Annotated in this window: 14 protein-coding genes; 9 read left to right on the top strand and 5 right to left on the bottom strand. The window is 37.6% G+C overall.

Translation table 11 applies throughout. The features are described 5' to 3' along the window. Window positions 1–55 precede the first annotated feature (55 nt). The gene (locus GLP24_RS15990) at window positions 56–2,215 is read right to left on the bottom strand and encodes an autotransporter domain-containing protein (RefSeq protein WP_232616251.1); all 2,160 of its coding nucleotides are present in this window, start codon (window positions 2,213–2,215) and stop codon (window positions 56–58) included. A 187-nt stretch (window positions 2,216–2,402) separates the two neighbouring features. Between GLP24_RS15990 and GLP24_RS19880 the strand changes: the two genes are divergently transcribed. Continuing rightward, complete coding sequence (locus GLP24_RS19880) at window positions 2,403–2,531, top strand: hypothetical protein (RefSeq protein ID WP_265576742.1); 129 nt, start codon at window positions 2,403–2,405, stop codon at window positions 2,529–2,531. 148 nt (window positions 2,532–2,679) lie between these two features. Here the strand turns inward: GLP24_RS19880 and GLP24_RS15995 are convergent, their stop codons facing one another. Beyond that, window positions 2,680–3,492, bottom strand: coding sequence for an enoyl-CoA hydratase/isomerase family protein (locus GLP24_RS15995; RefSeq protein ID WP_232578196.1), 813 nt, complete (start codon window positions 3,490–3,492; stop codon window positions 2,680–2,682). Window positions 3,493–3,669: 177 nt separating this feature from the next. On the opposite strand from GLP24_RS15995, the gene GLP24_RS16000 reads away from it, so the two are divergent. From GLP24_RS16000 to GLP24_RS16010, 3 genes are all read left to right on the top strand, one after another. Then, window positions 3,670–4,614 carry a LysR family transcriptional regulator gene (locus GLP24_RS16000; protein ID WP_232616252.1) on the top strand — a complete coding sequence of 315 codons (945 nt, stop codon included), beginning with the start codon at window positions 3,670–3,672 and terminating at the stop codon, window positions 4,612–4,614. A 345-nt stretch (window positions 4,615–4,959) separates the two neighbouring features. Next, window positions 4,960–5,226 (top strand): type II toxin-antitoxin system RelB/DinJ family antitoxin, encoded by a 267-nt coding sequence (locus GLP24_RS16005; RefSeq protein ID WP_101770309.1) that lies wholly within the window; start codon window positions 4,960–4,962, stop codon window positions 5,224–5,226. Next, window positions 5,213–5,494, top strand: a complete 282-nt coding sequence (locus tag GLP24_RS16010; protein WP_065193595.1) for a type II toxin-antitoxin system YafQ family toxin — start codon at window positions 5,213–5,215, stop codon at window positions 5,492–5,494. The genes GLP24_RS16005 and GLP24_RS16010 overlap by 14 nt, the downstream gene beginning before the upstream one ends. Window positions 5,495–5,826: 332 nt before the next feature. Here GLP24_RS16010 and GLP24_RS16015 read toward each other — a convergent pair whose 3' ends face one another. Next, entirely contained in the window at window positions 5,827–6,333 is a 507-nt protein-coding gene (locus GLP24_RS16015) for a glycine cleavage system protein R (protein ID WP_232616253.1), read from the bottom strand. A 175-nt stretch (window positions 6,334–6,508) separates the two neighbouring features. On the opposite strand from GLP24_RS16015, the gene GLP24_RS16020 reads away from it, so the two are divergent. Genes GLP24_RS16020 through phoU form a run of 4 tightly spaced genes read left to right on the top strand, consistent with a single transcriptional unit; the run spans window position 6,509 to window position 11,974 of the window. Beyond that, a complete protein-coding gene (locus GLP24_RS16020) occupies window positions 6,509–8,737 on the top strand; it encodes an ABC transporter permease subunit (protein WP_232616254.1) in 2,229 nt (742 codons plus the stop codon). Between the two features lie 14 nt (window positions 8,738–8,751). Further along, window positions 8,752–10,389 carry a phosphate ABC transporter permease PstA gene (pstA, locus tag GLP24_RS16025; RefSeq protein ID WP_232616255.1) on the top strand — a complete coding sequence of 546 codons (1,638 nt, stop codon included), beginning with the start codon at window positions 8,752–8,754 and terminating at the stop codon, window positions 10,387–10,389. A 29-nt stretch (window positions 10,390–10,418) separates the two neighbouring features. Next, window positions 10,419–11,255: a phosphate ABC transporter ATP-binding protein PstB gene (gene pstB / locus GLP24_RS16030; protein WP_407951513.1), complete on the top strand. Its 837-nt coding sequence runs from the start codon at window positions 10,419–10,421 to the stop codon at window positions 11,253–11,255. A gap of 11 nt (window positions 11,256–11,266) precedes the next feature. Next, window positions 11,267–11,974 carry a phosphate signaling complex protein PhoU gene (gene phoU, locus GLP24_RS16035; RefSeq protein ID WP_045037146.1) on the top strand — a complete coding sequence of 236 codons (708 nt, stop codon included), beginning with the start codon at window positions 11,267–11,269 and terminating at the stop codon, window positions 11,972–11,974. A gap of 121 nt (window positions 11,975–12,095) precedes the next feature. Here the strand turns inward: phoU and GLP24_RS16040 are convergent, their stop codons facing one another. Together GLP24_RS16040 and GLP24_RS16045 are read right to left on the bottom strand one after the other, a co-directional pair. Further along, window positions 12,096–12,836, bottom strand: coding sequence for a copper homeostasis protein CutC (locus GLP24_RS16040; RefSeq protein WP_232616256.1), 741 nt, complete (start codon window positions 12,834–12,836; stop codon window positions 12,096–12,098). A 237-nt stretch (window positions 12,837–13,073) separates the two neighbouring features. Beyond that, entirely contained in the window at window positions 13,074–13,685 is a 612-nt protein-coding gene (locus GLP24_RS16045) for a peroxiredoxin C (RefSeq protein WP_101770155.1), read from the bottom strand. Window positions 13,686–13,816: 131 nt separating this feature from the next. Between GLP24_RS16045 and GLP24_RS16050 the strand changes: the two genes are divergently transcribed. Beyond that, complete coding sequence (locus tag GLP24_RS16050; protein ID WP_101770156.1) at window positions 13,817–14,719, top strand: hydrogen peroxide-inducible genes activator; 903 nt, start codon at window positions 13,817–13,819, stop codon at window positions 14,717–14,719. Window positions 14,720–15,117 lie beyond the last annotated feature (398 nt).

A 15,117-nucleotide genomic window follows, 5' to 3' on the forward strand; every position in this document is an offset into this window, starting at 1 on the left:
TATTGTAGCCTTAACTTCTTCTTTTAATGTAGTCTGACTTTATTGAACTTGATAATTAAAAATTGTAGCGGTATGCAATTAACTCATTGATATTATTATGGTCATAAATTACATCTGCATATATGTTCGCTTTTTGTGACACCTTAACATTGATCCCCGCAGTAACATTAAGCCAAGTTTTTTCATCTTTTATTGTAGCGAATTGACTAACATTAATATCTGTTGCGGTAATGTTGTGACTTTTGTTGAATTTATTATAGACACTAAGTTGAATAAATGGTTGATACAAATATTTTTCCTTAAAATCCCGATTAATATTAACACCGACCCTACCAATAATATTATTTTGTTTAACAGTATCCATTTTAGTATCAGACTCATAGCCTACTAAATTATAACTATTTTGGTTATAGTTTTGATATATTAATTGAGTTTGAGGAATTATATTAAATTTGTGATATTTGAAAAAATAGCCAGTTTCAATAGAAGATGTAAATATTTTCGAATCAAAAGATTCACTATTAGTTGATATTGATGGATTTATTTTTGATTTATATAATCCAAAGCCATTTACAAAATCAAAGTAATAGTTTGTTTTCTTTATTGTTGTATAGTTATATAAACTTATTGCATCAGTATTGTTTGTTTCACCATTGTATGAAAAATCCAACTTCCCAAGATTTAACATTAATCCAGAATCAACATGTTTTTGGCTGTGATTATTATTATAAAATGTATATCCCAATGTTAATGTGTTACTTGATAGTTGGCCATCATTAACATTTTGTTTTTTTGAATTATATTTCACCCAAATATTATTTTTATTGGGGTCAATAAATGCGCCTTGGCGTTGATATAAACTACCGGTATTTGATAATGAATAATTAGATAGTGCTAATGGGGTGTAAACATTAACATAGTTGATTTTGTTTAGTGAAGATTGAATATAATAATCATTATTAATATTTTTTAAATTGTAGACGAGCATACCTCTATTAATAGGTTTTGCCATTGTTACATGCTGACTAGATGACTGTGATTCATTGTTAATGACTTTAATACCATTACCTATAGTATTTCTACCTGTTTTACCTAATCCGTTGAAATCTAATTTTAAATTACCTTTTATTTGATGTTTTACATTAATTAAATCAGTTGAAAAAGTATCTAAGTTTGATGACATTTTAACGGTGTAGTTGCCCGTAATTGTATTCGAGTTTAAGGTGATAGGTGCTTTTTTTGTAAATGAAATCGTATTACTATCGTTATTACTTATAATGTTTGAAATGGTTGATGTTCCATTAATATTAATTAATGAATTATTTAGAATTACGGTATCAGCTTTTGATTTTGTATCCATATTCAAGGTGCTATTTGTTAATGTATTACTATTTTTAATGATATTTTCATTGTTTATGATGCTATTTTCGGTAGCTATAATATGAGAAGCAATACCACCATTTTTAACATTAATAATACTATGCTGACTATCAATATTATTAATTGTTCCTTTGTTACTTGAATTTATGGTGCTATCGATACTTTTTATATTATTTATTGTTCCATCGTTAGTTACATTAATAACACTATTTTTTTCGGCGGATACATTATTTTGAATTCCTCCTTTTTTGTCTCTGAGTCCAACATAATCATAACTATGATTAAATGTTGAGTTTGAAGATATTACTGGTGAAAAAGTATATTCTCTTCCTCTGTTGGTATTTATAGATCCTGAAACTGAGCCGTAATATTCATTCAGAATTCCTCCATTATTGATTGTGTTTTTTGTTATAGAGTTAATACCTGTCCATAAAACGCCACCCTTTAATAAGTGAGTTTTAATCGCATAAGCTTTGTTTTTAGTTAGCTGATCTGATAAAGGTATCCGATGGCCATTCTTATCTTCTTGTTTTCTAACATCCCCAACATTTAAAGAAGCATTGTCTCCAATAGTTGCATTGTTTGACTTTGCATTACCTGAAATGTAGAAATAAGCACCTTTTCCTGATGTGCGATCAGTTGTGCCTTTGGCTATAGTATTATTAGCAATAACTTTTTCTGTTATTGCTAATTTTCCACCAGGTAAAATAGTGGCATTATTTAATATTTTACTACCTGTATAGCTTGTTGTATTACCATGTTTTCTATTACTTGTGTTTTCAGTAATGGTATTAAGTGATGACAAATCGATAGGTTGATTAATATTTGAGATCATATTACAACTTATAATAATATAAAAGTGTTCGTGAATATATCACTGTTGAAAAAAAATAATTTATTAATTAATGCATATTATAATTTCGTTTTTACTGCATAAAAATAAATTATAATATGCATAAAATAATATTTAATTGTAAAATGTACAATGTTTTATAAAACGCACTAACAAAGCCTTCGCACCGATGGAGCAAGAATTCTTACGCTTTATTTTATCCAGTGATGGTCAGAATATAGTGCAAAAAGACGGTTATATTCCATTACCTGTCGCGATTGTGAATGAAAACATGATGAAGTTGGGGTTGAAAGATTGAGGTTGGTGTTAAGGTTGTTGCGGCGCGTTAATATGAAATTTATTTACGGAACAGCCAATAAATGATCTGAAGAAAAATGGCAGTAATTTGCGTGGTAATAGAAACCACCCTGAATAAAGAGATTTACTCAGGGCGTTATTTATTTCTATTATTTTGATAATTCGGCAGCTGTGTCCATAAAGATACCTTGCATATCTTTTGCTTCACGCTCAGTTTGTCCGCCATGTTTTAGAAATGTAGAGATAATCATCGCGGTTTTTTCTTCTTTTGCACGCTCTAAAAAGTAGCGTAACTCTAGCTCTGCGCCTGCGGTTTCGTCTGTAATTGACGCTGCGATGATTTCTTTGTACATCACGATATCACGAATTTCTAAGCTGCTAATGATGCCAAGTGTCATTTCTAAAAAGGCATCCATTTCTGCTTTAGGTACAAACTGAGTAATAATATTTAGTTTTTCAGCTTGTTGTGCCGTGAAATCGTTACCTAATAGTAGCGCTTGTAAGGCTTTGTTTTTGCCCATTCTTCTTGCGTACTGAACTGCGCCTTGACCGCCAGTTGGAATATTGACGTGAATTTCTGGTTGAGCAAAAGCTGCATTTTCAGTGGCATAAGAAAGGTCACATGCCATTACAAATTCGTCACCGCCACCACGAGCAACACCATCAACCAAGGCAACAGAGACTTGCTTCATTGCTTTGATGTTCATGATCATGTGGCTAAACTCAATAGAAGCCGCTTGTCCACCTTGGGTACCGTTAATCACATTAAGATCAAGGTGTGCTAAAAAGAACGTTTCGTGCAGTGATTTAAACACAACTACTTTTGTATCACGGTCATCTTTTAAAGAAAGCACAAATGCATTAATTTCGTTAATGAGATCAATAGTTATTACATTCACTGGTGGATTATTGATGGTTACTGTTGCGATACCACCGTGGCTAGTAATTGATAATGTTTTCATAATAATTTCCTCTAAATAGCCTACTAGGCTCGCTAAATACGGTAACGTTAAATGACTTCCTTTTCGTCATTGAGTTAACTATAAACAATTTATTAGATGAGAAAAATGCCAATAATGGCATAGGATTGATGCTAATATTGCACCAATGGCTTGTTTCTTTATTCTTATAAGGCTTATATGGATTTTTCTAATCGTTTATTGTTATTACTCGAAGTGATAGAGCTGGGGTCTTTTACGAATGTGGCAGAGCAGAAAAATATAGATCGCTCTGTAATATCAAAACAGATAAGCCGTTTAGAAAAGGAGTTGGGAGTTCGTTTACTTAATCGTACTACGCGTTCGTTATCGTTAACCGCTGTTGGTAGTGAAATGGTAAATCAAGCGCGGCAATTGCGAGAACTACTAGAAAATACTCATCGCTTAACTCAAAATTATCGTTCAGAACCAAAAGGAACATTGAAGATCACCAGTTCGATGATGTTTGGTCGTCAATATGTACAAGATGCGATTTCTATTTTTCAGCAGCAGTATCCTGATGTGAAGTGTGAACTTAGATTAGAAGATAGAATGGTTGATATAGTGCAAGAAGGTTTTGATATTGGATTTCGTATTGGTAAGGCTAAAAACTCAAGTTTGATCTCGCGAAATATTGCTCGAAGTCGTTTATTAATTGTCGCTTCTGCTGATTTTATTAAACAACACGGAAAAATAGAGACAATTAAAAGATTAGAAACATTACCCGCAACTATTTATTCGGCTCCGGGATTATTAATTGATAAATTTAGCTATCTTGATGAAAATAATAACGAACATCAATTTAAGCTTAATGCTATTTATAAAGTTAATGATGTAGAAATGATGGTAAAAAGTGTATTAGCGGGAAATACACTGGCAGTTGTTTCTGCGCAAATGATTAATAATGAGATTATTGAAGGTAAACTAATACCTATTATGACCCATTTGAATATTGATGATTTTGGAACTATTTATGCGGTGTACCCACATCGAGATGCACCTATTAAAACGAAGCGATTTATCGAGATTCTAAAGTCAATTGTTGGCGAAGATTTGCCTATTTGGGAGCAGAACATTCCTGATTTTGATGTCTTGTATGGGCATTAGAACTTATGTCTATTCGCGAGGGTTGTACTTATTAATTGAATCTACAGATCCTGTAAATAATTCTGTGTAATTATCTTTTACAGGTGATCTTTTAAACGCTCATTTTTTAATACGTTAGCCATCTTAATCGCCCTTTCTGTAGTTACGGTACAATACCGTAACTAATGTTACATTTATTTTAAATCTACCTCTCATGCAAAAATACCGCCTTAAATTGGACGGTATTTAACATATTAGATCTTTATGTGAACTGATACACGATAACGTCCAGATATAACAAAGATCGCTAATAGCATCATTTTTTGTTACTCTTTATAATAATGTAGCACATACGAGGTACAAATAATGAAAACAGAAATAGTTAGAGCTAGAGTCTCTAGTGAACTAAAGCATGAATCTGAAGTAATTCTATCCGAATTAGGTATGAGTATGTCAGATGCTATTCGTATTTTTTTAAGCCAAATAAAATTACGTAATGAATTTCCAATCGAACTTAAGATGCCGAATAGAGAAACACTAAAAGCAATGAAAGAACCAGTCACTAAAGATGAATATAGCTCAGCAAGTGATTTGTTTAGTGATGTCTTAGGCTGTAGTGATGTTAAAAATTAGAGTAAAAAACTCCTTTAAAAAGGACTTAAAAAAAGCGGCTAAAAATACACGATATAATACTTCTCTACTCAAAGAGTTAATTGATAGTCACTTAATAAAAACAGGTACAGTTCCTGAGCAATACAGACCCCATCTTTTACAAGGGGATTGGAAACCTCATATGGAATGCCATATTCAACCTGATTTTTTATTAATATGGGATGTCGATTGGGAATTAAAAGAACTGATATTAGTTAGATGCGGTTCTCATTCTGAATTGTTCGGATGATTATTGGATAAAAATACCGTCTTTTTAGACGGTATTTAACATTTAATCTATTTATACGCACCAACTAATGAGCTTCATTTAAAATCGAGGTTATAAGCCTCGTTTTAATATGTTTTCATCCGCTAGAATAGCCAAAATAGAACATGTCTATTTTGTTAAAAGTGTAATGAAATCAGCCAACAGCGCGGTTACTCTTAATTGTTATTAAAACAGCGTAAAACCGACATTGTGTAGCATGGTTAAATGTTCTTATTTATCACAGATGTTTACCATGGCATGTTAAAGCAGCACGATTCGCGTTACATTGTTTGAGTTGGTGCCATCTGATTGATTTAGCTAACTGTTTCAATATCGACAGTTAAATCATCAGCTAACTGTTCTAATTGTTGTTGAATAATGGCTGCATTGATTTCAAGGGGAGTGTGTAACTGAAATTCAGCCACGAAAATAGGGTAGCCCCAGTTAGGTGCGCTTTGGGTGTTGGTTTTAAGTTTGGCAATATTGACGCCAAGTTGGGCTAAATGGCGAGTTACTTCTTTTACTATGCCCCGACGATCATTACCTGTTACGGTAAGCTGTTGAGTGACATAAGTGGTCACGGTTTGAGTGTGATCTTCTACGATGTGAATGTGTAATGCTTCAATGTCAGTTAATGCTTGGCGAAGTGATTGAAAGTGTTCCGTTGCAACGTCTATTTGTATTATTCCTGCAAACTGCCCGCCAAGTTGGCTAAGTGAACTGCTGAGCCAATTGGCATGATTAAAGTAGACGGTATCGGATAACTGCTCTACAAGCCCTGGTTTGTCTTTACCAATAATGGTCACAATCAGTTGTTTCATTAGGTCAGTCCTTGTCGCTATAACATGATGATGGTGTTTATTAGAGTGGTTGTTTTTAAGCATGGCTGTAAAATACGGTTTAGCCAACTCAAATCATCATCACAATGGTCTTTGTCATAAATCTGTCATTAAATAGCAATACACTTTTGAGCGTATAAATAGGTTAGAGGTCATAATGGCAAACGCCAGCACATTACTAAGGAAAGAAAATCGTTTTCGTCGAGGGAAAGATCAATTAACTCGCGTCGGCGTGACGGCGGGGGGTATTTTTGTTTTGATCACCTTGATGCTGATTTTCTTTTATTTACTGTATGTGATTGTGCCTATTTTCTCATCTGTTGCTGTTAATCCTAAACAGCACTTATCATTATCTGTAACCAGCAAAACAGCGTTGTTAGGGGTTGATGACAGTAATAAGATTGCTTATCGTTTTAGTCACGATGGTAAGGTTATTTTTGTCGATCTACACTCACCATCGCCATCAGCAACCATACTAAAACAACAGACGATCATTAAAAATCCGACTGCGTATGCGGTGAGTTTGCCGCGTGATGGTATGGTGGCTTATGCTACGGCACAAGGACAGGTTAAGATCGTTAAACCTGCGTTTGAACTTACTTTTTCTGAGGCAAATAAGCACTTACAACCCAGCATTCAATATCCTTTTGGTCAAACGCCATTAGCACTTGCTCCCGCAGGAGAGACCATCACGCAATTAGCTATTTCTGGGCGTGATGATCGTACTATTGTGGTCGGTAAAACGGCGACTAATCAACTTTATGGGTTGAGCTTATTACTGCCCGAAAATGTGGTGCAACGGGCGAATGGATGGCAACAGCAGCGGTTTGAGATTACTAATACCCCCGCTAAAATTGATGATTTTCAATTAACCCCAGATGGTAAGACGCTGTATGTGTTGAGTGGATCCAATTTATATTTATATAAGTTAACCGCTAACACGGCTTTTCTGCGTAAAATTGAAAATATTGCTACAGGTAACAGTAAGCCAGTATCGATTACCCTGTTGTCTGGCGCAAATTCATTATTGATTACCAATTCTGATAATACGATTTCGCAATGGTTTGAAGTGGTAAAACAAGGAAAGCGTCAGTTAATCAGTGTCAGAACGTTTCATTTTTCGGCGAGCCCATTAGTTAAAATTGTGCCTGAATATTACCGTAAAGGCTTTTTTGCGATTCAGAAAGACGGCACGACCTCGGCTTATTACACTGCCGAGCGTAAAGTTATATACAAAGATAAAGTCTTCACTAAAGTACCGACTGATATTGCCATTTCTCCTAAAGCGAATTTATTAGTAACGCTCGATAATGGGCAATTGCAGAGTTACCAAGTTAAAAATGCGCATCCCGATATTGGGTTATCATCGTTATTACAAAAAGTATGGTATGAAGGTTATGCCGAACCTGATTATGTATGGCAATCCACCTCTGCCAGTGATGAATTCGAGCCGAAATTAAGCCTAGTACCGATCGTGTTTGGGACGCTGAAAGCGGCGGTTTATTCGATGTTTTTTGCGATTCCATTAGCATTGGCTGGCGCGATTTATACTGCTTATTTTATGTCAAATAAAGTCAGAAGGGTGATCAAACCTACGGTTGAATTGATGGAAGCCTTACCTACCGTTATTTTGGGATTTCTAGCGGGGGTATGGTTAGCGCCTATTGTTGAGCAATATTTAGCAGGCATAGCGCTTGGAATTGTGTTGTTACCGTTGGCTATTATTGTGGTTGGTTGGAGTTGGTCAATGCTGCCCGGACAATGGCGATCACGTGTTCCCAATGGTTTTCATATTGCCTTGTTAATCCCGGTGATTATAGCGGTAACTTATGGTTGTTTTGGTTTAAGTCCGTGGATTGAAACGCAGTTTTTTAATGGTGATTTACAAGGCTATTTAAATAACCATTTAGGTATCGGTTATGATCAGCGTAATGCGCTTATTGTTGGTATCGCGATGGGGTTTGCGGTTATTCCGACGATTTTTACTATTGCCGAAGATGCTATTTTCTCAGTGCCAGCGCATTTGACCAAAGGCTCATTAGCTTTAGGGGCAACCCAATGGCAGACTTTAACTAAAGTGGTGTTACTCACTGCTAGCCCCGGTATTTTTTCTGCGATCATGATGGGACTTGGGCGCGCAGTCGGTGAAACTATGATTGTATTAATGGCAACGGGCAACACCCCTGTTATGGATTGGAACTTACTGCAAGGGTTACGCACCTTAGCAGCCACCATCGCTATTGAAATGCCCGAATCAGAAGTGGGTAGCTCGCATTATCGAGTGTTATTCCTGGCCGCCTTTGTACTGTTTGTATTTACCTTTGTATTTAATACGATTGCTGAAGTTGTTCGTCAACGACTACGTGCAAAATACAGTTCGTTATAATAAGTGATACAGCAATGATTAAATGGTTTAAATCTGGTTCGCCATGGATTTGGTTAACCGCGGGTGCCGTCAGCTTGAGCTTGGTTGCTGTACTCGGTTTATTGTTATTAATTGGCTATAAAGGCTTGAGTTATTTTTGGCCCGCACCCGTGTATCAGTTTGATGTTAATCTCAATGGTAAGCCGCAAGTCGTTATTGGTGAACTCTATCAACGTACCATGGTGCCGGTGGATCAATTGGCAGATGCGGGTATCGATGTTAGTCAATTTACTGAAGACAGTGTGCCGCGTTATTTAATTAAAACCGGTAATCGTGGTCAGGGTACACTCGATTTCTTAACCGTATTAAGCACTCAAATCATTCATCAACAAATCGCCAATAATATTGCGGTGGTTGATCGTGAAAGCAATGGTAAGTTCTATGGCTACCCAGTCAGTGTAATTGAAGGCGGTGAACCTCAACCTTTATCTCAACTTACGATAGCGTTAGCACAAGCCAATAAAGTTCGTTCGGAATTGCGATCTTTACAAAATAATGAGATTGCCAATATTAACTGGCATTTAGAACGGTTACGCATTGAAAAACGCCGCTTAGAATTACGCGGTAAGCTCACTGTGGCGGATGGACAACGTATCGATCGTGAGCAAGCCAATTACAATACGATTTATAAAAACATTGAAAATCGACTATTTGCATTACAAGGGCAATTAGACACTGACGCGCTAGTGTTACGCGATCAAAGTGGCGCTAATGTTACGATTCCGATGATGCAAGTGTTGGATATGTGGCAACCCAATAATTTGTCGTGGCTTGAAAAAGTACAACATTGGGGCCATCAAGTTTATAAGTTTTTATCTGAAGCACCACGTGAAGCAAATACCGAAGGCGGTGTGTTTCCAGCCATCTTTGGTACGGTGTTTATGGTGTTATTAATGAGTATTATGGTGACACCATTAGGGGTACTTGCTGCGGTTTATTTACATGAATATGCCAGTAATAATCGGTTTACAAATTTAATTCGTATTGCAGTGATCAATCTCGCGGGGGTACCGTCAATTGTGTATGGTGTGTTTGGGTTGGGCTTCTTTGTCTATATGGTTGGCGGCACTATTGATGATGTGTTCTTCTCTGCTCAATTGCCGACCCCGACCTTTGGTACACCGGGCATTTTATGGTCGGCATTAACACTCGCTATCATGACTTTACCAGTAGTTATTGTGTCAACCGAAGAAGGGTTAGCCCGTATTCCAAGTTCAGTACGTAATGGTTCGTTAGCACTTGGCGCGACACAAGCGGAAACCTTATGGCGGATTGTATTGCCGATGGCGAGCCCAGCTATCATGACTGGATTGATTCTTGCTGTTGCACGGGCGGCAGGGGAAGTAGCGCCATTAATGCTGGTGGGGGTAGTAAAAATGGCCCCGACCTTGCCGCTAGATATGCATTTTCCATATGTACACTTAGATAGAAAATTCATGCACTTAGGCTTTCATGTGTATGATGTTGCCTTTCAAAGTCCTAATGTTGAAGCTGCGCGCCCATTAGTGTACGCAACCTCGTTTCTATTAGTCACGGTTATTATTAGTTTAAACTTAACGGCTATTGCTATTCGTAATCACCTTCGGGAAAAATTCCGCGCTTTAGAGCAATAACCCTAAGTATCAATAAGATGAGAACAACTATGTATAACGATCGTTCGCTCTTTACTGACCGCCCACCAATGGGGTTATTTGAGCCATTAGATTTATCGCTATTAGCCGAAGATAAAACCGCATTGTCGATAGAAGGTTTAAACCTCCATTATGGTCAAACGCAGGCATTATTTGATATCAACATGCGGATTGCTAAAGGCCAAGTTACTGCATTTATTGGTCCTTCAGGGTGTGGTAAATCAACGTTATTGAGCTGTATTAATCGCATGAATGATCTGATTGATGGCTGTCATATTGACGGTAAAGTCATGCTTCATGGTCAGAATGTGTATGATAAAAAGGTTGATGTTGCAGCGCTGCGGCGTCAAGTTGGAATGGTATTTCAGCGCCCCAATCCTTTTCCTAAATCAATCTATGAAAATGTTGTTTACGGACTGCGATTGCAAGGGATCAACGATCGCCGCGTGCTTGATGATGCGGTTGAAAGTTCACTGCGTTCAGCGGCATTGTGGGATGAAGTAAAAGGGCGGTTGCATGAGAATGCATTTGGTTTGTCAGGCGGTCAGCAACAACGATTAGTGATCGCGCGGGCAATAGCGATTGAACCTGAGATTTTATTATTAGATGAGCCAACATCAGCCTTGGATCCGATATCAACCTTGACCATTGAAGAGTTGATTAATGAGCTTAAAGCAAAATATACCGTTATCATCGTCACTCATAATATGCAGCAAGCGGCGCGAGTTTCCGATCAAACCGCTTTTATGCATATGGGTGAGCTAGTGGAATATACCAGTACCAATGATATATTTACCACTCCCAAAGAAAAACGTACTGAGGATTATATTACCGGGCGTTATGGTTAAGGATCGACAGCATGTTAAATACAATTAGCCTTGGCCGTCATATTTCAGGTCAGTTCAATCATGAATTAGAAAGTATTCGAACCCATGTGTTAGCCATGGGGGGCTTGGTTGAACAGCAGTTAGCAGATAGCTTAAAAGCATTACATAAACAAAATGAAGAATTAGCTAAACGGGTGATTAGAGACGATCATAAAGTTAACGCGATGGAAGTGGCCATTGATGAAGCTTGCACGCGTATCATTGCCAAGCGTCAGCCGACCGCCAGTGATTTACGGTTAGTGATTGCGATTATTAAAACCATTACTGATTTAGAGCGTATTGGTGATGTTGCTGAAAGTATTGCAAAAGTGGCATCGGAAAATTTCACCAATAAGCAATATAACTTATTAGTTTCATTGGAATCGTTAGGCCAACACGCGGTGCGAATGTTGCATGAAACCTTAGATGCTTTTGCCCGAATGGATGTAAAAGCGGCGATTGAAGTGTATCAAGAAGATGATCGTATTGATCGTGAATATGAGGCGATCATACGCCAATTAATGACTTATATGATGGAAGATCCTAATTCAATACCGAATGTGATGAAGGTAATGTGGGCTGCGCGTTCCATTGAACGGGTGGGGGATCGCTGCCAAAATATTTGTGAATATATTATCTATTTTGTACAGGGCAAAGATATTCGCCACACTAACCCTGAAGACATTAAAAATATGCTTTAGCAACAAATATTGCTTATGTTGTAGCGACACTAAAATTAAGCGATATCGTAAAAATAAAAAGGGACGTGATGATCTTAAATAAGATGATACGTCTCGTTTTTGTTGGTGGTGGCAATGATTATCACAGCTTAAGTTGAGCCACCACTGCCGCTATATTTGCGATTCCCGTGATTGGAATGGCGAAATCGTCAATATCAGCGCTACCCATATGCGCTTGTTTTGCAACTGTAATCATATGACTTGGACGCGTGGTTTTACCCGAAAGGTGGATCTCGTTGATGCCTGTTCGAGCAATGATGTCACGCACGTTATGACTATTGACGCCCGCGCCCGCCATAATTTTCAAGTGATTACCACAGTGTTGATGCATTTGGTTAATCATACCAATACCGTCATAAGCATTGGCTTGTAAACCAGAAGTGAGAATGCGTTCACAGCCAGCCGCCATAATCGTATCAAGTGCTGCCATTGGCTCAACACATTGATCGATGGCGCGATGAAAGGTGATCCCCATTCCCTGAGCTTGTTTAACGAGACTAGTAAGAATGTCGTTATCCACTAAGCCATGTGCGGTTAATACGCCGACAACTACTCCCTGTAATCCTGCCTGTTTCGCGGCAAAAATATCTGTCAGCATTATTTCAACATCGTCACTGCTGAATAAAAAATCACCTTGGCGAGGACGGATCATCGCATAAACAGGAATGGTGGCATATTTAGCGGTGGCAGACATAAACCCAGCGCTAGGTGTGAGTCCACCGAGCGCTAACGATGAGCACAGTTCGATACGGGTTGCACCCGCTTGTTGCGCATTATGAAGCGATTCAAGATTATCGATACAAACTTCAAGTTGAATAGTCATTGATTATTAACAGTATGGTATTTAAGAGGGTATTCAGTGTAGAAGATTATTGCAGAAGGGGCGAACAGCGGTGATTGATAATGTGCGGTTGGTTGAAAATGAAATAACGAGGCAAAACGCGAGATAAAAAAGGGCCCGGTATATTCCGGGCCTCATTCTATTTTTATTTGAGCTGACTTTGGCTCTATGTAGCACTAATGCAATTCATAACACCGTGAGCATGGTGTTAGTAGGTAATTATTTTTTACCTAAGTCTGCAGTGTGCTCAGATAGGTAGTCCGCTACACCTTTTGGTGATGCGTCCATACCTGCTTTACCTTCTTCCCACTGTGCAGGACATACTTCGCCATGCTTCTGGTGGAAGTTCAATGCATCAACCATACGTAGCATTTCATCGATGTTACGACCTAATGGTAAGTCGTTAACTACTTGATGACGAACCATGCCGTCTTCATCGATAAGGAAAGAACCACGGAAAGCAACACCCGCTTCTGGATGCTCAACATCGTAAGCTTTACAGATTTCGTGCTTAATATCAGCAACTAGTGGGTATTTAACTTGACCGATACCGCCATCTTTAATAGCAGTGTTACGCCATGCGTTGTGCGAGAACTGTGAATCAATTGAAACACCAATAATTTCTACACCCTTCGCTTGGAAATCTTCAAAGCGTTTATCAAAAGCAATAAGCTCAGATGGGCATACGAAAGTGAAGTCTAGTGGGTAAAAGAAAACTACTGCTTTTTTACCTTTAGTAAATTCTGCAAAGTTGAATGTATCAACGATTTCGCCGTTACCTAGAACAGCTGCAGCAGTAAAATCTGGTGCTTGACGACCTACTAGTACCATTTTGGTGCTCCTTAAATATCGGGGTTTGCCAACCTTTTTAGGCGGGCTCCATACTTGGACGAGACAAACTATAGCTAAACTGTTAAATTGAAAAAAGCGGAATAAACAGATTAAAGTAATCGAAAAATACGATGAATAAATTTCCATCACTTAAACAGCTACATTATTTAGTTACTCTATCGGAAACACACCATTTTGGCGAAGCGGCTAAACGGTGTTTTGTGAGCCAGTCGACACTAAGCTCTGGTATTCAAAATCTTGAGATGTTACTTGACTGCCATCTTGTTGAACGGGATACAAAGGCTAAAACCTTAGTGTTTACCTCAATGGGAGAACAAGTGGTAGAAAGAGCACGAGAGTTATTAGCGTGCAGCCGCGATTTGGTAGAGCTTTCTCGTTGTTGTGGTGATGGTATGGAAGGGCCACTAAGGGTTGGTTGTATTCCTACCATAGCGCCATTTTTGCTGTGTGGTTTAGTACAGCAGGTGAATGTGCTATATCCTAAGCTCAATTTATTATTACGTGAAGATACCACTACCAACTTATTAGCAGCGCTGCAACATGGTGAAATGGATGTGTTAATTTTAGCATTACCTGTTGATATTCATGGGATGGCAAGTAAAGTTGTCGGGCGTGATGCGTTTAAGATGGTGATCAGTAAACAACAAGCATCTTCAGTAACGATGCCGCTACATTATGCCGACTTGCCTGATAAATCTGTGTTTTTATTAGAGAAAGAGCATTGTTTAACTGAGCATGCGGTATCGGCATGTCAATTGACGGCGAAAGAGAAAATTAATCCATTTACAGCCACGAGTTTACACACTGTTGTACAAATGGTTGCTAATGGCTTAGGCATGACTTTTATTCCACAGATGGCAATTAAACATGGCATCTTAGAGAACCAAAATTTGGTCGTTATTGAGCCACCAGGTAAAGATGCTTATCGTGAGATTGGTTTAGTATGGCGACCAACATCAAGCCGTACTGCCACCTTTGAAAAGTTAGGTGATATCGTTAAAAGTTTATTGTAAATCTATTTAATTGTTGCTGGTGGCATAATAAGCCTGAATTTATTCTTAATAAGACGTTGTAATATCTACGTACTTATTATGATTGTTCAGGCTTTTTTATTATCTTTAATATTGATAGTTGTTATTTTTAGTGGTTTTTAGTTGAATATGTTAATTGTTATCAAATAATTAACATATTCTATTATTGAGTGAATTATCTATAACTTACTGTTTTGTTGATTTAATATATTTCTTCTTACAAATTAGGCATTTGTTTGTATTGTTATTCGATTATTTTATTTATTTAATCCTGTTGTTTTATTCTAATTAATTGTTTATTAATCATAATGTTACAGCCAAAATGTATCGGGACATTTATCTTTAAACTATTTTCAAATAATGGCGAAAAACAGGTTTAG

This window comes from Photobacterium carnosum, from assembly GCF_021236965.1.
GTDB classification, from domain to species: Bacteria; Pseudomonadota; Gammaproteobacteria; order Enterobacterales; family Vibrionaceae; genus Photobacterium; species Photobacterium carnosum.